The sequence below is a fragment of the Rhodococcus sp. Chr-9 genome, assembly GCF_000801125.1.
Taxonomy (GTDB): domain Bacteria; phylum Actinomycetota; class Actinomycetes; order Mycobacteriales; family Mycobacteriaceae; genus Rhodococcus; species Rhodococcus pyridinivorans.
Genome location: NZ_JTIZ01000089.1, coordinates 174,119 through 190,840 on the forward strand (window position 1 = coordinate 174,119; position 16,722 = coordinate 190,840).

Consider the following 16,722-nt stretch of genomic DNA (forward strand, 5'->3'; position numbering starts at 1 on the left):
CCCGATACGACAGGCCGACCGGCGGCCCGGGGTCCCGGAACGATGTCCGGGCCGGCCCCTGTGCAGGGACCGGCCCGGACCGGAAGGTTGGTTCGATGCCTAGGTGTCGGTGCGCGCCGCCGCCTTCGGCGTACGGAGTGCGCGATGGCTGGTGTCGCAGAGGGGGTACAGCGCGCTGCGGTGACACCGGCACACGGCCACCACGAAACGGTCCGAGACCGTCTCGGCGCCGTCGTCCTCGACGATCCGCACCGGGCCCTCGACGAGGGTGGGACCGCCCCTCACCTGCCGCACGACCCGTGCTTCGCACTCTCCGTCGGCGGTGAGCCGCGTGATCTTCGGTGCCTTGCTCACGTTCTCAACTCCTCGTGCGGGGGCGGTCGGCGCGGACGACGACCACCTCCTCGGTCAGTGCCCCGGGCTCCGCCAGCTGCGACGAGTACAGATAGTCCGTGCGGTTGCGAAGGACCGGTCCGAAGGGGATACGGCTGCGGGCGACGACGGATGCCTTGAGGTCCGCCTCGCGCAGCCGGGACAGTGTTGCCTCCACACCGGTGAACTCGGAGTGCACGATCAGCGCGAATCCGCCGGGCGTGAGCAGGGTGGGCAGGCTGTCGCACAACGGATCGAGCACGCAGCGGCCGTCGGCGCCGGCATCCCAGCGCGGGTCGCGGTTCTCCCCGTCGCACGGAACGTACGGCGGATTCGACAAGACGATGTCGAACGGACCGTGGCGCAACGCCTCGTCCAGGCCTCCCTGCCGGGCACGGATCGGCAGCCGGCGCGACCACGCGTTGACGCGGGCGCTGAACACGGCTCGCGGGTCGATGTCGAAGGCCGTCACCGACGAAGCACCGAGCATGGCGGCGTTCACCGCCAGAAACCCTGTCCCGGTGCAGAAGTCGAGCACCTTCGCACCCTTCGTACCGCCTGCGTCCGCAAGCGCGCCTGCGAGCAGATACGAATCCTCTTGGGGGCGGTACACCCCCGGAAGACGCCATACCCGCGGCGAATCCGATCCGTCCAGCACCAGGGAAGCTGTCACGTCACACCACCTCGGTATCTCGAGTTCGACGGCATCTCCACCACCCCGGGCCGAAAACCCGGATCCGTCCGTTCGCGGGCGGATACCCGCGCGACTTCCGTGTGAAACACGCCACCGTTCCGCGTGGGAGGCCCAGCAATCACGAGAACAGCACCCGGCGAGCGGCATTTCGCACGCGTCGGGTCACCGGAGCGGTGCGTTTGCCGTCCGCGAGTGCGGCGTGAGCGGCGTTCCAGCCACCCATGCCGTGGACTCCCCCGCCCGGATGCGCGCCCGAGCTGGCGAGATACACCCCTTCGACCGGCGTCCGCGGTCCGCCGAAACCGGGAGTGGGCCGCAGGAACAACTGCTGGTGGACCTGCGCGGTTCCACCGTTGACGGCGCCGCCGACGAGATTTGCGTCGGCCGCTTCGAGGTCGCCGGGTCGCTGGACGTGCCGGCCGACCACGCGTGCACCGAAACCCGGTGCGTAGGCCTCGAGTTGCGCGTCGACGCGTTCGGCGAGGTGGTCGGCGGACGCGTCGTCGGTGATGCCCCGCGGCAGATGTGTGTAGGCCCAGCAGCTTTCGGTTCCCTCGGGCGACCGCGTCGTGTCGGTGGTGGTCATCTGCCCGAAGAGGAGGAAGGGCGACTCGGGGACGACCCCGGTGGACAGATCGGCCGACCACCGGATCATCGCGTCCGTATCGGCACCGACGTGCACCGTGCCGGCCCCGCTCAACGAGGGCGAACGCCACGGCACGCGGCCGTCGAGCGCGTAGTTCACCTTCACGACCGGGGTGTCCCATTCGAACTTGCGCAGGTCGTCGAGTACCCGTGACCCGACGGCGTCGGCCGGGAGGAGCCGCGTGTACAGGGCCGGGGCCGAGGTATCGGCGAGGACGGCATGTCGCACCTTCACCCGCTCGCCACCGGCGATCCGGACTGCGGAGACCTTCCCGCCCTGCACCTCCACGCCGACGACCGGCGAGTCGCACCGCAGCTGGGCACCCGCTGCGGCGCCGCGCCGGACCAGCGCGTCGGTGAGCGCTCCCGCGCCGCCGACCGGCGCGGGGAATCCGACGTCCTGCGCGAGCATCGTGAGCATGTAACCCATCACGCCGCTGCCGGGCGCCTCGGGCGGTGTGTCGGCATGCATGGCATTGCCCAGGAGCAGCAGCCGCGCCGCCGAACCGCCGAACAACTCGGACGACATCCGGGTGACGGGCAGCGCGAGCATGCGCGCGTAGCGCAGCAGATCTCCCGTCTTCATGGTGCGCAGCAGGTCCACGGAACCCCGGACCGGCGGGAACGGACCGAGGAGCAGTTCGAGAAGCGCGCCGCGTACCTGCTTCCACTGGTCGAACAGCGCCAGCCACGCTTCCCCGTCACCGACGTAGCGACGCTCGAGGTCGGCCGCCGTGTCGGTCGGATCCGGAGAGACGACGATCGCGTCCTCGTCGTCGGGGCCCAGCGGGTGACCGAAGGCCTTCGGGGAACGCGCCCAGCGGAGGCCGTGCGACGCGAGATCGAGGGCTTGGAAGGCCGGTGAGGCCACACCGAGCGGATAGAACGCGCTGAACAGATCGGCGCAGTATCCCGGGTGAAGTTCTGCGCTGCGCACCGCTCCACCGGGTTCGGGTTGTTCCTCCAGTACGAGGACGTCCCATCCGGCGTCGGCGAGCACCGCGGCGGCGGTCAGACCGTTGGGTCCGGCGCCGATGACAACCGCATCGACCGTCGCGTCGCTCATTCGGTGGCGCCTTCGGCGAGCAGCACCAGCCGTCTCAGGCATTCCTGGTTCCGTGGCAACACCATTTCCTCCTGTACGCGATCGGGGACGAGGGCGTACGGTCCTTCGACGACGTGTTCGGCCATCGTGATGCGGGTGCCGCCGTCGTGGGTGGGTTCGAGCGAGATCGCGATCTCGGCCTTGCCGAACAGCCAGGCACGTGCGCGCAGCACCAGTTGCCGTTCGGGCACCACCTCGCTGACCTCGGTGTGGTCGTCGAGCAGGAGAGGCCACAGACCCACCGAATGATGGATCCGGGTGTCCCGTTGCGGCCAGGCGGGGTCGACGGCCCGGATGCGCGACGCACCCACCACCCATGCCGCGTACCGCCAGCCGTCGGCGAGGATCTCCCATACACGCGCCGGTGCCACCGAAGTCTCGATCGTCGCGATCCTGGCCATGCCCGCTCCTCATCCTCTGGACGACAGCTCGCTTGCGGCAGACGCATACCCCGCTTCCGCAGGTGTCACACGACGCCGGGTGTCATCGCTGTTCGGAAGGGGTATCCGGGCGGGCATGGAAGCCGAGAACATCCCCTCCTCCAACCCGTACGCCTTCGTCTTCGCGCCGTCCCCGCTCCTCACGGTAACCCTCGAAAAGGCACCCGACGGAAGCACCGAACTGCACGTCCATCCCGGCGGGCAGGGATTCTGGATCGGCCGCATGGCGGCGACCCTGGGAATGGACGTGCACCTGTGCGGACCGTTCGGCGGCGAGTCCGGCACGATCCTCGTCGACATGATCAACCGCGAAGGCGTGACGGTGCATGCCGTGGAGACCGCATCACCCAACGGTTCCTACATCCACGACCGGCGCGAGGGCGAACGGAAGGAGATCGTGGAGATCGACCCGCCGGCACTCACCCGTCACGAGACCGACGATCTGTTCAGCGCGTCGCTGGCGTCCGCGATGTGCGCGAAGGTCGCGATGCTGGGCGGACCGCACAACGACGACGCCGTACCGAGCGAGGTGTACACGCGCCTGTGCGCCGATCTGGGAGCCCTCGGCATCCCGGTCGTCGCCGATCTGTCCGGCCCCACCCTCGGTGCGGCCCTCGAAGGCGGGGTGACCGTGCTGAAGGTGAGCCACGAGGATCTCATCGAGGACGGTCGCGCGAAGTCCGAGGATCTCGACGATCTCATCGAGGCCTTGCACCGTCTCCACGACGAAGGTGCCGCCTCGGTGGTGATCTCCCGCGCCGGCGATCCGGCGATCGCACTGGACAACGGAACCATCTGGGAGGTGGAGGCACCCTCGGTGCAGACCGTGGACCACCACGGTGCCGGAGATTCGATGACCGCCGGCATCGCGTCGGCCTACGCCGCCGGCGCGAAGTTCGAGGACGCGCTGCGTCTCGGCGCCGCAGCAGGTGCGGTCAACGTCACGCGCCGCGGTCTGGCGACGGGGCATCGTGGCGCTGTGGAGAAGATGGCCGAGAAGGTGGAGGTCCGGAAGGTGAAGGGGAAGCGTTCATGAAAGCACTGATCGTCAACGACGACGGCATCGACAGTCCCGGTCTCGCCCTGCTCGCCCGCCTCGCGGTCGAGGCGGGATTCGACGTGCAGGTCGCGGCGCCCCATGTCGAGCGCAGCGGCGCCAGTGCATCCTTGACCGCTCTCCAGGACGAAGGAAAACTCCTGCTCAGCCGTCGCCCGCTCGACGACCTGCCCGAGGTGGAATCCTATGCGGTGGAAGCATCTCCGGCGTTGATCACCTTCCTCGCCTCGTACGGCGCGTTCGGGACGGCACCGGACATCGTGTTATCCGGAATCAACCTGGGCCCCAACACCGGTCACGCGATCCTGCATTCGGGCACGGTGGGTGCAGCCCTGACCGCGGCCACCCACGGTGCCCGCGCGGTCGCATTGTCCCTCAACGGGACAGCTCCGTCGCAGTGGGAGACCGCCGAGTTGGTGACCCGTCGCGCTCTCGAGTGGGCCGTCGAACACAGCCGTCCGGGCACGGTTCTCAACGTCAACATCCCCGACATGCCCGTCCACGAGTTACGCGGACTGCGAAGTGCTCCTCTGGCAGGATTCGGTGCCGTCCAGGCCGAGATCGGGGAGGTCGAGGACGACGGCGACATCTCCCGCGCCTTGCCGGTCACCTTCCGGGCGGTCGAACTCGACGAATCCCACGACAGCGACGCCGTTCTCGTGTGCCGGGGGTGGGCGACCGCGACCGTGCTGACGATGCCTTTCGAGGTGGCGGAAGCCGATCTCGGAACCTTGGAATTCGCCCACTCGGGTAGTTCGCAGCAGTAGGTGCTGTAGAAGGTTCCGGGACCGCTCGGTCACGAGTGCCGCGACCGAGCGGTCCCGACTCCAATTGATTCGGGCCGCTGCAGTTCTCAGAGCACTACAGTTCTCAGAGCACTGCAGTGCTCAGGCGACTGCGGAATCGGAGACGTAGCGAGAGATCGGCGTGACGACGGACCGTTGCGCACGACCGGTCGTGTCCGTCACGGACTGCACGAACCGGCCGGCCTCGGCGAGCGCACGCCGGCTCTCGGGAACGCTGTCGGCGAAGATCGGGAAGGCGTGCACCTGGTGTCGCCACAGGTGCAGGTCGCAGCTGACCCCTGCCTCCCGCACGGCCCGCGCCATGGATTCTGCGTCGCTGCGCAGCAATTCGTCGTGACCGGCGTGGATCATCACCGGGGGCAGCACACTGAGGTCGTTGTCGAGCGGGCACATCAGCGGTCCGGGCTCCCCGTCGACGGTCAGACGGGTATGGGTGCCCTCGATGTAGCGTACGAGCGACTGCACGGCCGATCCGGGGAACATGGGGCAGGCCGCCTGCATGTCATGTTCGGCGCGACGATCGGAATCGAGGTCGACGAGGGGCGACAGCGCGACGATTCCCGCGGGGCGGGGCAGATCGGATTCCGCGATGGCCAGGGCCGTCATGAACGACAGGTATCCCCCGGCGGAGTCGCCTGCGACGACGATGTCCTCTCCCCGATAACCTTTCTCGCACAACCACTCGTAACCGCGTACCGCGTCGTCCACCGCGTGTGCGATGGGAGCGTTCGGCAGCATGCGGTAGTCGACGCTGAGCACCGCGCCGTCGGCGCGATCCGACAGGCTCACGGCCAGCGAACGATGAGTGTTCAATCCGCACATCAGGAACGCGCCACCGTGCAGGTACAGCACCGCGCGCTTGGTCGATCGTCCTTCCGCGCGGATCCACTCTGCACTGCACGCGCCCAGGTCGACGTCCACGTACTGGGCTCCGGAGGGCTTGGGGAGGAGGGACGCAGCGCCGTCGACGACCGACAGTGGCCACGCGAGGTCGGGCCGGGCCATCCATGCCCCGACGACCGGCTTCGCGAGTGCGCGTACCGCGCCCCGAACGACTCGGGAGCGCACGCTTCCACCTCGGTGGGTGCGGCTGACGCCCTCACCTCCACCGAAATCGTCGATCTCAGAAGACAGCACTGGAACCTCCCGTGGGACACCCACGAAACCGGTTGATTTATTTCGCCTTACGCGACGTGGTACTGCGGTTTACCCACACCTGTCCGGCATCGAAACACCCGGTTCGGATCACGAACCGGAAACAACGATGCAAGAGGCTCCCGCAGCGCCCCGTTTACCGGTCCGGTCGGGGAGGTAACCAGCGCATATGCCTACCGAGACCACGGTGTCCCTCTGGCGGGATCGCGCCCCGCACATCGCGACGTACGACGACTGGACGGCCCGCCGGGAGCGCTACGACATCGTGGTCGTCGGCGCCGGGATCACGGGCACCGTGACGGCGCTGCTCCTCGCTGAGAGGGGACTGCGCGTTGCGGTGCTCGAAGCCCGGGACATCGGGGCGGTGACCACCGGGAACACCACCGGCAAGGTCAGCGTCCTGCAGGGCACACGCCTGTCGCAGATCGGCCGCAGACATTCCGGTGCGATCCGTCAGGGATATGTCGACGGCACCCTCGCGGCACAACGATGGGTGGTCGATTTCTGCACGCGGCACGGACTCGACTTCGACCGTGCGGACGCCTATACCTACGCGCAGGATCCGTCGAACGTGAGTATGATCGACGCGGAATACCACCACTGCCGTGCCGCCGGGTTACCGGCCGAGAGGGTCGGGGAGATCCCGCTGCCCTTCGGCGTGGCCGCGGCGGTCACGATTCCCGACCAGGTGCAGGTCGATCCCATGCCCATTCTGTTCACGGCGGTCGACCGGGCGCGTGCGTGCGGCGCCGAAGTGTTCGTCGGGCGGCGCGTGAAGACCGTGGACACCGAGGACGCAGGATGCATCGTCCGCACCGACGACGGCAACATCCGTGCAGATCGCGTCGTACTTGCAACCGGCATCCCCATCCTGGACCGCGGTGCATTCTTCGCCAGGATGGAACCCGACCGCTCGTACTCCATCGCCGTCGAAGTGCCCGGTGGCCCGCCGGAAGGGATGTTCTTGTCCGCGGACAGTCCCACCCGGTCGCTCCGCACCGCCTCTGCGGCGGGAACGTCCTCGTCGGCGGATCGACTACTGCTCGTCGGCGGCAACGGACACGTCGTCGGCCGGCACGATTCGACCCGCTCCGCATACGACGACCTGCTGCGATGGAGCCAACGGACCTTCCCCGGCGCCCACGAACTGTACCGGTGGTCGGCGCAGGACTACACGAACATGGACAGCCTCCCCGAGGTCGGGCCCGTCCTGCCCGGTGCCGACCGGATCTGGGTGGCGACCGGCTTCGGCAAGTGGGGCATGACCGGCGGGGTCGCGGCGGCGCACATCATCGCGTCCCGGTTCTCGGAGTCGCCGGATCCCGAGGTCGAGGCGTGGGCGCCCGCCATGGCGGCATGGCGCACCGAACTGGTGACCGGCATTCCCACCGCAGCCAAACTCAATGCCACCGTCGCATTGCACATGGCCAAGGGCTGGTTGCAGGCCGCGACGTCCTCCGGATCAAAGCCGGAAGAAGGACAGGGACGGGTGGTACGCAGTTGCGGACGTCCCGTCGGCGTGTCCACGGTCGACGGCCGGACGCACCGCGTGAGCGCGGTCTGCCCGCACCTCGGCGGAATCCTGCGGTGGAACGACGCGGAGTCGTCGTGGGACTGCCCGCTGCACGGCTCCCGATTCACTGCCGACGGCACTCTGCTGGAGGGGCCCGCGACCGGCAACCTTTCCCCCAGGTGACGCCGAGGGTGGAAAAAGGCGTGAGAGCCCGCGTTTCACACCATCCGAGCCGGGTAATTCCGACAGCAGCCGAGAAAGGACACACGAACATGAATTCCGCCGATGGGGCACGACTGTCCGGACTGACCATCGCAATTCTCGCGACGAACGGAGTCGAGGAGGTCGAGTTCGTCGAGCCGCGTAAAGCTCTCGAGGACGAGGGCGCCACGGTCCGACTCGTCTCGATCGAGCAGGGCGAGATCCAGGCAATGGAGAAGGACGTCAACGCCGCAGGGAAATACACCGTCGATCACCTCGTCTCGGAGGTCTCCCCCGGCGACTTCGACGGCCTGGTGCTTCCCGGTGGAACCACGAATCCCGATCAGCTGCGCCAGGACGACAAGGCCGTGTCGTTCGTGCGGGAGTTCGTCACCTCCGGGCGCCCGGTCGGCGTGATCTGCCACGGACCGTGGATGCTCGTCGAGGCCGACGTGGTGCGCGACCGCACCCTCACGTCGTATCCGAGCGTTCGTACCGACATCCGCAACGCCGGCGGAAACGTCGTCGATCAAGAGGTGGTCGTCGATCGCAACCTGGTCTCGAGCCGCAACCCCGGCGACCTGCCGGCATTCTGCAAGGCACTCATAGATCTCTTCGCGGCGAACCCCGCGAGCTGAATCGTTCGGGCCACGACGCAGGCCGATCCTCGTCACTTCACCGACCGCGACCACAAAGGTCCCGGTCCATCTCCGCCTGTTTTCCGAAAGGACCTCGACGATGCTCGAGCAGAGCCCCGTTTCCGGCGCCACCTTCTTCCCGCCCGCAGCCCTCCACCAGGGCGTGCGATTCAGTACCGCGGAGATCAAGAAGCGTATCGACGAAATGTTCGACAACCCGGCTGCTCCCCTGCCGAGCGAAAGCTGATTTTCCGGAGAACTGCTGGTCGAAGGCCCGCAGCGGTGCACGCAGTTTGCGGCCCCCTACCCGCCTTGATAACAAGAAGTAGTCGATTTCGAACATGTGGGATTGGTTCGCCGTAAGGCAGTTGCACGAAGGCGGGATTATGAACGAACCGAACTCCGACGATTTCGTCGTGGTCGCCAACCGTTTGCCGGTGGATCTCGAGACGCCGACCGACGGTGGCCCGCCGGTCTGGCGACGCAGCCCCGGTGGCCTGGTGACCGCGATGGAGACCGTCCTGAGGTCCAACAGTGGCGCCTGGGTCGGCTGGCCCGGCACTCCCGACGTGACGGTCGATCCCTTCGAGGAGGACGGGCTCTCGCTGTATCCGGTTGAGTTGTCCTCCCAGGAGGTCGAGGAGTACTACGAGGGTTTCTCGAACGACACTCTGTGGCCGCTCTACCACGACGCGCTCATCCCACCCACTTTCGATCGCCGGTGGTGGCGGACCTATCGCGCGGTCAATCAGCGATTCGCCGAGGCCGCGGCCCGTGCCGCTGCCCCCGGGGCGACGGTGTGGGTGCACGACTACCAGCTCCAGCTCGTTCCCCGGATGTTGCGTGAACTCCGGCCCGACGTCACGATCGGTTTCTTCCTCCACATCCCCTTCCCGCCTACCGAACTGTTCCTGCAGTTGCCGTGGCGGAAGGCGATCGTCGACGGTCTGCTCGGCGCCGATCTCGTCGGTTTCCATCTCCCCGGCGGGGCACAGAACTTCCTCTATCTCGCCAACCGGCTCTTCGGACTTCCGGCACCGCGCGGGACCTCGTCGGGCGGCACCATCGTTCTCGGCGACCGGCAGGTTCGTGTCGGTGCCTACCCCATCTCCATCGACTCCGCGCAGCTCCGGGAACGTTCCCGCGACACCGCCGTTCAGGAGCGTGCCGCCGAGATCCGCAGGGACCTGGGCGATCCGGAGGTCATGCTGCTCGGCGTCGACCGGCTCGACTACACCAAGGGGATCGACGTACGTCTCGAGGCCCTGCACGAGCTGTTCGCCGAAGGCACCCTCGATCCCGAGAAGGTCGTGATGGTGCAGTTGGCCACGCCGAGCCGCGAGCGTTTGACGGCGTACGCACAACTCCGCGACCAGGTGGAGCGCGAAGTGGGTCGGATCAACGGCGAGTTCGCCCGGCTCGGTTCCCCCGTCGTCCACTACCTCCATGCCTCGGTCGACCGCGACGAACTGCTCGCGATGTACACCGGTGCCGATGTCATGCTGGTCACTCCCCTGCGCGACGGCATGAACCTCGTCGCCAAGGAATACATCGCCTGCCACCCCGACGGCAGCGGTTCGTTGGTGCTCAGCGAATTCGCCGGGGCGGCAGCCGAACTCCGCCGCGCTCTTCTGGTCAACCCACACGATCTCGAAGGCGTCAAGCGCGCGATCGTGGAAGCGATAGAGGAGGACCCGGCCGAACGGAAGAAGCGCATGAAGACCATGCACGCGCACGTCATGGAGTACGACGTCGCCCGCTGGTCGCGCACCTTCCTCGAGGACCTGCGGGCCACCTCGGGTGCGCACGTCACCGCCTCCGGAAGCTAGGCGTGCGGGTCCTCTCCGACATCTGTCGGAAGAGGACCCGCACGCTCNTCGAACAGCGACAGACCCGAAGGAATGCGGACCTACCCGCTCGGCTGCGGCACCTCGCACTCGACCTGGGGATTGACGCCCGCGTAGTTGAGCGGCCCGGCCACCACCGTAACTGCCACCGTCGCGAGACTGCTGCAATTCTGGTCCGAGTCGCTGAAGTAGCCGCGCTGACCGGCCGCCACCGCACCGATGATCAACCAGATCAGGACCACGAGACTCACCAATCGCACGACCTCACCTCGATCCGTCTCATATGCCGGACCGTCCGGCCGGGTAGCAATACCCGAGGGGGAAACCGAACAAACGCACCGAGCGCCCTGATCCGGCCCTAACGGACAAAACTCTCCAAGGTCGGATCGGGCGGGGATGAATCCGGGTCCGGCGGCGCCTGGCGCTCGCAGGAGACGGACGTCGAACTGCGGGCACTGGCCGAACGACTCGTACACGAGATCACGTCCTTGCCGGCCCTCGCCGAACAGCATCGGAGCCCCTTCGACCACGTCTTCATGACCGTGCACCAGCGCGCCTGACGCCCGGCTCACCCCACCTCTCGTGGGGCGACCACCGCACATCCGGATTGGGCGACCTGGCCGGGGGTACTCGGAGAGCGAGTCACGCCGGCCGTTGCGCGCGTGCGCCGCCATCGCGCGTGCACCGTTCGGCCACGAGAAGGAGAGCCATGACCCAGGATGTGGAGAAACGCTGGAACGACCCCCGGACGGCCCGTAAGGCCACGATGTACGCGGGGGGCGTGATCGTCGCTGCGCTCGTGGTGATGGGCGTCGCCATTCTCTGGGGCACGAACTCCGGACAGGACTGCAGCGACGCCGCATTCGCGGTGTGCACCGATCCCGCCCGCCAGATCCTGGTCTTCGGACCCACACTCGTGCTCCTGCTCGGCGGACTCGGCGCACTGCTGACGGCCTACCGCACGTGGAAGCGCGGCGGTCGTTGGCCGATCTGGCAGGGTGCGGGATGGGTACTGCTGGTGCTGATGGTCGTCTACGCCACCATCTCCGCCCGCGCCATCATCTGATCCGGGACCGGTCGTCCCGGCCCGGTGCGGCCCGAGCCACCGACCCCACACGAACGAACAGGTGGGGCAGCAGCGTATTTCGGTTCGTACCGGCGCGCCGTGACCGGTTTATCCCCCACCACACACGGGAATACCGCTGTGGTGAAGATCGCGATGGTTGCCGGACAAGTGAATCCCCTGCTCGGTCACGGCGCGCACGCAGATGCGCCGCCGCAAGGACTTCACGTCCACCTGGCCGAACTGTCGTCCGCCCTCGCCGGGGCCGGTCACGAGGTGGTGGTCTACACACGCCGCGAGGACCGCGACGACCCCGACCGGATCTCCGCCCCCGGTGGATACGAGGTGGTGCAGGTACCGGCAGGACCACCGTCCCCGCTGCGTCCCGACGAAACCGCCTCTGCGATGGGGGAATTCGGGAGCTTCCTGGATCGGGAGTGGCGCCAGCGGCCACCGGACATCACCCACGCCCACTACTGGCTGTCCGGACTGGCCACGCAGCTCGCCACCCGTTCGCTGGGCATCCCCACGGTTCAGACCTTCCACTCCCTCGGCACGGTCGAGCACCGGATCCGGGAGAAGACTGCGATGGACGCGTCCGCGCGTGACCGAATCCGCTTGGAGCGGCTCATCGCCCGGGGCGCGACACGCATGATCGCGACGAGTTCCGACGAGGTGTTCGAGCTGGCGCGCATGGGACTTCCCCGCACGCGGACCACGGTGGTGCCGAGCGGCGTGGACGCCGTGCACTACAGCACCGCTGCCGCTCCCGACACCACGAGGACCCGCAAGCATCGTCTGCTCGCAGCCGGCCCTCTCGAACTGGGCTCCGGATTCGACATCGCCATCGAAGCGCTGGCGGGCATTCCCGACACCGAGTTGATCATCGCCGCGCATCCCGCTCCCCCGTACTTGTCGCGCCGAGCGGACGAGCAGGAGAAGTCCCGTCTCGTGAAGCTCGCACGCGTACGCGGTGTGCAGGGACGCGTCCGGATCCGCCGCGATGTCGGGCGGGACGAGATGCCCGGTCTGCTCCTGTCCGCCGACGCCGTGGTCTCCACTCCCTGGCACGATCCGTCGGGGATGCTCGCCCTGCAGGCGATGTCGTGCGGTCGCCCGGTCATCGCAACTGCTTCCGGTGGAATGCTCGACACCGTGCTCGACGAGGCGACCGGCCTTCTCGTGCCCACCCGCTCCCCCGAGGCCGTCGCGGCCGCCGCGCGCCGGCTTCTCTCCGATGCGACGACACGCGCCACCTTCGGTATCGCCGGACGCGACCGCGTTCTCGCCCGGTACACCTGGGATCGCGTGGCGGAGGACACCCTTCGCTCCTACGAACGCTGCGTGCCGGTCCGGCGTACTGCACACCGGACCGCACGGACCGGCGTGCAGTAGCGCCCGTCGAACCTCTACAGACGCCGGAACGATCAGCGACGGAAGTCCTGATCGTTCCGGTGTGCGCCCGCTGGGCCGGCCTCGTCGCCCGGCACGGTGTTCGGGACCTGATCCGACGAACCTGCCGTCCGCGGAACCGGATCCGCGCGGTGATCACCGCGCTCGGCGTGTTCCGCCGAACGGGGATCCAGCTCTTCCGCCCGGCGACGACGCTCGTCGAGTTCGGCTCGTGCCGCTTCGGCGGTACGACGTTCCTCCTCGGAGCGGGCGCGCAGCCGCTCCGCCTCGGCCGCCTTCGCTTCGGCGTCCGCCGCGGCGCGACGGGCCTCCGCTTCGGTGCGTTCGGCCGACGCCGCCCGCTGTTCGACTCCCGGCCTGTTCTCCTCGACGCTGCGACGCAGACGTTCGGCTTCGGCACGCCGGCGCTCGGCACGCCGGTTGCGGAGCGTCCACCCCAGCACCGCCACTACCACCAACGCGACGACCACCGCTATCACCAGCAGAATCCAGTCGTTCGTGCTCATCTCGACCTCCTCGGGTTCACCAGCGGGTTCCCCCGGGTCGAAGTGACGAAACGGGCACCTCGGGCCGAGCGGCGGATCGGAGATGCCCTCCGAACAGAACCGTTGCCGCCCGGGAAACCCGAACGGCAACGGTATGGAGGGGCGTGGCGGATTGCGGCCACGCCGTATGGTCGGCTCTCCCGGCCTGTTACTTCACGCGAGCGAGCGCAGCAAGCGCTGCTTCACGTGTTCTGCATGCCTTGGAAGCGATGGTCGCGTCGGCGACCCGGAGCAACCGTTCCACCGGTCGCCCACTCAGAAGTGCCCAGCGGACGTTCAGGGCACGCGCACGTTCGTCGAGATCGTCGAAGACCGACAACCCGGCCGCACCGAAGAATTCGACTGCTCCGAGATCGACGACCATACGGATCGATTCTTCGAGCTGCCGATGGGTGAACGCGTGTAGAGCGTGTGCGTTGCGGATGTCGATCTCGCCTCGCACGTCGATCCAGACGAGGTCCGGTTCGATCTTCTGCGCGCTGAATTCTGCGCCGACGACCCGTTCTGCGGGAATGTCGGACCTGATCGGCCGAGCCGACCACCCGGATGGGACGGAATCTACCTGTGCGGCAATTCGCTGAGGAACTGTCATAGCACTTCCCAACATCGAAAATTGCAGGAAGCACGACCTATGAGACAGGCACAACCGGTGACCGATCGGAACCCTCCCGAAACAGGGGTGCTTCCGTGTTCTCGGCTGTGTGCTCAACCTTCTGCCGCCACAGTAGTCCACGAACCACGGGCACTCAACACGCCGATCGTGCATTTCGGGAATGTTGCGGCCCCCTGCCCAGGTCACGGTGGATGGATTGAATTCGCGGTATCTGGGTAATCTCTCCGACGACCAGACAGACACGACCCGCTCGTACCCCCACTCCCCGTACTGGAGACATCAGGCTCATGGCAAAATCCGCGTCGATCGAATCGGCACGCGACCACAATCCCCCGGTAGTCGAACTTCGAGTAGAGGCCCATCCCGACCAGCTCGCAGTGCTCCGAGCGGTAGCCGCCGCGATCGCGCTGCAGCACGACTTCGACCTCGATACCGTTGCGGATGTGAAGCTCGCCGTCGACGAAGCGGCCACGCGGCTGATCATGGGCGCACCCGAGGACGCGATCCTGGCGTGCTCGTTCCGGGCGGCTCTCCCGCTGCTGCACATCAGCCTGTCGGCGCCCACGAACGACGCCTCCGAGATCGGGCAGCCGCGCTCCTTCGGATGGCACGTGCTCAACTCGCTGACCGAGTCCATCTCGGTGACGAGCGACGACTCGCGCGCCACGATCGACATGTCCATCGCCGAAGGCAGCGCCGATCGGTGACGCGCAACACGGGTAGGTCGAGCGACGAGTACGCCGACGTCACCGAAACGTTGAGAACACTCCTCGCACTCGAGGAGGGCGACCCCGGTCGCATCCGCATCCGCGACGCAGTGGTCGAGCGGTGCCTGCCGCTCGCCGAGCACATCGCCCGGCGCTTCGACGGCCGTGGTGAGGCCTTCGAAGATCTGCTGCAGGTCGCGCGCCTGGGCCTGGTCAACGCGGTCGACCGTTTCGACCCCGAACGCGGTTCGGATTTCGTCTCCTTCGCGGTCCCCACGATCATGGGCGAGGTGCGCCGGCACTTCCGTGACGCCGGCTGGGCGGTTCGTGTGCCGCGACGCATGAAGGAACTGCATCTGTCCCTGAGCAAGGCCACGTCCGAGCTCTCCCAGCAGCTCGGACGTGCACCCACCGCCTCCGAGCTCGCCGAGGTACTCGGCATCGATCAGGAGGAGGTGCTGCAGGGTCTCGTGGCCGGCAACGCCTACCAGACCGTGTCGGTCGACCGGTCGTCCCCGTCCGGCGACGACGGGCTCACCCTCGCCGACACGCTCGGCGACTACGACGCCGCGCTCGACGAGGTCGAGAACCACGAGGCGCTGCGTCCGCTGCTCGAGGCCCTTCCGGCCCGCGAACGCACGGTCGTGCTGCTGCGCTTCTTCGGCAACATGACGCAGACGCAGATCGCCGAGCGCGTGGGTGTCTCGCAGATGCACGTGTCGCGTCTGCTCACGAAGACCCTCGCGCAGCTCCGCGATCAGCTCGGCGACAACTTCTGACGGGTCGACGTCCCGGGCTCCCGTGCCCGGGACGTCGACGCGGTCAGAACGTCGAGGCGTCGATCACGAAGCGATAGCGCACATCACTGGCGACCACACGGTCGTATGCCTCGTTGATACGGTCCGCGGAGATCAGCTCGATCTCCGCACCGATGCCGTGCTCTGCGCAGAAGTCGAGCATCGCCTGCGTGTCGGGGATTCCGCCGACATTCGATCCGGCCATCGCACGATCGTTCATCGCGAGCGAGAACGCCCGCACCGACAGCGGCTTCTCGGGCAGGCCGAGGCCGACGAGGGTGCCGTGCAGCCGCAGCAACGACAGGTAGCGGTCGAGGTCGAGGTTGACCGAGACGGTGTTGAGGATCAGATCGAACTTCCCGCGCAACTCCTTGAAGGTCGACTCGTCCTCGGTGGACCGGTAGTCGACCGCACCGAAGCGCAGGCCGTCGTCCCGCTTCGACAGCGAGTGACCGAGCACGGTCACCTCCGCACCCATCGCTGCCGCGATCTTCACTCCGACATGCCCGAGACCGCCCATGCCGATGATCGCGACCTTGCTCCCCGGCCCGGCATTCCACCGCTTCAGCGGCGAGTACAGGGTAATTCCCGCGCACAGCAGAGGCGCCGCGGCGGCCGGGTCGAGTCCGTCGGGAATCCTCAGGACGAAGTGTTCGGTGACGACGATGTGTGTCGAGTAGCCGCCCTGGGTGACGGAGCCGTCGCGGTCGACGGAGTTGTAGGTTCCCGTCACCCGACTGGTGCAGTGCTGCTCGAATCCTGTTCGGCAGGGCTCACATTCACCACAGGAGTTCACGAAGCAACCCACGCCGACGCGGTCTCCGACGGCGTGCTTCGTGACACCGGAACCGACGGCGGCGACGGTGCCGACGATCTCGTGGCCCGGCACGATCGGGTACTTGGTTCCGCCCCACTCGTTCCGGGCGGTGTGGATGTCGGAATGGCAGATGCCGGCGAATTCGATGGCGATGAGCACGTCGAGCGGGCCGAGGGCACGTCGTTCGACGGTGGTCTTCGACAGGGGCGCGTCGGGCGCGGTGGCGGCGTATGCGGCGACGGTGGTCGTACCGGTTGTGGACGTCATTCCTCCACAACTACTCCGCCTCGCGAC

At 67.6% G+C, this 16,722-nt stretch carries 19 protein-coding genes; 10 read left to right on the forward strand and 9 right to left on the reverse strand.

Translation table 11 applies throughout. The features are described 5' to 3' along the window. Window positions 1-99: 99 nt before the first annotated feature. The 4 genes from QR64_RS12840 to QR64_RS12855 form a co-directional block, all read right to left on the reverse strand. The gene (locus tag QR64_RS12840) at window positions 100-354 is read right to left on the reverse strand and encodes a CDGSH iron-sulfur domain-containing protein (protein WP_052227291.1); all 255 of its coding nucleotides are present in this window, start codon (window positions 352-354) and stop codon (window positions 100-102) included. Window positions 355-358: 4 nt separating this feature from the next. Then, window positions 359-985: a HemK2/MTQ2 family protein methyltransferase gene (locus QR64_RS12845; protein WP_006553561.1), complete on the reverse strand. Its 627-nt coding sequence runs from the start codon at window positions 983-985 to the stop codon at window positions 359-361. 199 nt (window positions 986-1,184) lie between these two features. Beyond that, window positions 1,185-2,777: a phytoene desaturase family protein gene (locus tag QR64_RS12850; RefSeq protein ID WP_019291158.1), complete on the reverse strand. Its 1,593-nt coding sequence runs from the start codon at window positions 2,775-2,777 to the stop codon at window positions 1,185-1,187. Further along, on the reverse strand, window positions 2,774-3,217 hold the full coding sequence (locus QR64_RS12855; RefSeq protein WP_006553563.1) for an SRPBCC family protein: 444 nt from the start codon (window positions 3,215-3,217) through the stop codon (window positions 2,774-2,776). Before QR64_RS12855 ends, QR64_RS12850 begins: the two co-directional genes overlap by 4 nt. 115 nt (window positions 3,218-3,332) lie before the next feature. On the opposite strand from QR64_RS12855, the gene QR64_RS12860 reads away from it, so the two are divergent. Continuing rightward, window positions 3,333-4,292 (forward strand): 1-phosphofructokinase family hexose kinase, encoded by a 960-nt coding sequence (locus tag QR64_RS12860; RefSeq protein ID WP_006553564.1) that lies wholly within the window; start codon window positions 3,333-3,335, stop codon window positions 4,290-4,292. Continuing rightward, window positions 4,289-5,080, forward strand: coding sequence for a 5'/3'-nucleotidase SurE (gene surE, locus QR64_RS12865; RefSeq protein ID WP_006553565.1), 792 nt, complete (start codon window positions 4,289-4,291; stop codon window positions 5,078-5,080). Before QR64_RS12860 ends, surE begins: the two co-directional genes overlap by 4 nt. Before the next feature lie 120 nt (window positions 5,081-5,200). Here the strand turns inward: surE and QR64_RS12870 are convergent, their stop codons facing one another. Then, on the reverse strand, window positions 5,201-6,187 hold the full coding sequence (locus QR64_RS12870; protein WP_230826393.1) for an alpha/beta hydrolase: 987 nt from the start codon (window positions 6,185-6,187) through the stop codon (window positions 5,201-5,203). A gap of 256 nt (window positions 6,188-6,443) precedes the next feature. Between QR64_RS12870 and QR64_RS12875 the strand changes: the two genes are divergently transcribed. The 4 genes from QR64_RS12875 to QR64_RS12885 all read left to right on the forward strand — a co-directional run bounded on the left by QR64_RS12875 (window position 6,444) and on the right by QR64_RS12885 (window position 10,455). Further along, a complete protein-coding gene (locus tag QR64_RS12875) occupies window positions 6,444-7,970 on the forward strand; it encodes an FAD-dependent oxidoreductase (protein WP_006553567.1) in 1,527 nt (508 codons plus the stop codon). Window positions 7,971-8,059: 89 nt separating this feature from the next. Continuing rightward, window positions 8,060-8,626, forward strand: a complete 567-nt coding sequence (locus tag QR64_RS12880; RefSeq protein WP_006553568.1) for a type 1 glutamine amidotransferase domain-containing protein — start codon at window positions 8,060-8,062, stop codon at window positions 8,624-8,626. A 100-nt stretch (window positions 8,627-8,726) separates the two neighbouring features. Then, entirely contained in the window at window positions 8,727-8,873 is a 147-nt protein-coding gene (locus tag QR64_RS27180; RefSeq protein WP_019291152.1) for a hypothetical protein, read from the forward strand. Window positions 8,874-9,012: 139 nt separating this feature from the next. Then, on the forward strand, window positions 9,013-10,455 hold the full coding sequence (locus QR64_RS12885) for a trehalose-6-phosphate synthase (RefSeq protein ID WP_006553569.1): 1,443 nt from the start codon (window positions 9,013-9,015) through the stop codon (window positions 10,453-10,455). 80 nt (window positions 10,456-10,535) lie between these two features. Here the strand turns inward: QR64_RS12885 and QR64_RS12890 are convergent, their stop codons facing one another. Further along, the gene (locus QR64_RS12890) at window positions 10,536-10,733 is read right to left on the reverse strand and encodes a hypothetical protein (RefSeq protein WP_019291151.1); all 198 of its coding nucleotides are present in this window, start codon (window positions 10,731-10,733) and stop codon (window positions 10,536-10,538) included. 449 nt (window positions 10,734-11,182) lie between these two features. Here QR64_RS12890 and QR64_RS12895 point away from each other — a divergent pair, with 449 nt between their 5' ends. Further along, window positions 11,183-11,539 (forward strand): hypothetical protein, encoded by a 357-nt coding sequence (locus tag QR64_RS12895; RefSeq protein ID WP_019291150.1) that lies wholly within the window; start codon window positions 11,183-11,185, stop codon window positions 11,537-11,539. Between the two features lie 138 nt (window positions 11,540-11,677). Further along, the gene (locus QR64_RS12900; protein WP_039585431.1) at window positions 11,678-12,931 is read left to right on the forward strand and encodes a glycosyltransferase; all 1,254 of its coding nucleotides are present in this window, start codon (window positions 11,678-11,680) and stop codon (window positions 12,929-12,931) included. Window positions 12,932-12,963: 32 nt separating this feature from the next. Here QR64_RS12900 and QR64_RS12905 read toward each other — a convergent pair whose 3' ends face one another. Both QR64_RS12905 and QR64_RS12910 read right to left on the reverse strand, forming a co-directional pair. Next, window positions 12,964-13,455, reverse strand: coding sequence for a hypothetical protein (locus QR64_RS12905; protein ID WP_006553573.1), 492 nt, complete (start codon window positions 13,453-13,455; stop codon window positions 12,964-12,966). A gap of 187 nt (window positions 13,456-13,642) precedes the next feature. Beyond that, on the reverse strand, window positions 13,643-14,086 hold the full coding sequence (locus QR64_RS12910) for an STAS domain-containing protein (RefSeq protein ID WP_006553574.1): 444 nt from the start codon (window positions 14,084-14,086) through the stop codon (window positions 13,643-13,645). A 308-nt stretch (window positions 14,087-14,394) separates the two neighbouring features. Between QR64_RS12910 and QR64_RS12915 the strand changes: the two genes are divergently transcribed. Together QR64_RS12915 and QR64_RS12920 are read left to right on the forward strand one after the other, a co-directional pair. Continuing rightward, complete coding sequence (locus QR64_RS12915; protein ID WP_006553575.1) at window positions 14,395-14,814, forward strand: anti-sigma factor; 420 nt, start codon at window positions 14,395-14,397, stop codon at window positions 14,812-14,814. Then, window positions 14,811-15,593, forward strand: a complete 783-nt coding sequence (locus QR64_RS12920) for a SigB/SigF/SigG family RNA polymerase sigma factor (protein WP_006553576.1) — start codon at window positions 14,811-14,813, stop codon at window positions 15,591-15,593. Before QR64_RS12915 ends, QR64_RS12920 begins: the two co-directional genes overlap by 4 nt. A 43-nt stretch (window positions 15,594-15,636) precedes the next feature. Here the strand turns inward: QR64_RS12920 and QR64_RS12925 are convergent, their stop codons facing one another. Continuing rightward, complete coding sequence (locus tag QR64_RS12925; RefSeq protein ID WP_039585432.1) at window positions 15,637-16,695, reverse strand: NAD(P)-dependent alcohol dehydrogenase; 1,059 nt, start codon at window positions 16,693-16,695, stop codon at window positions 15,637-15,639. Window positions 16,696-16,722: the final 27 nt, after the last annotated feature.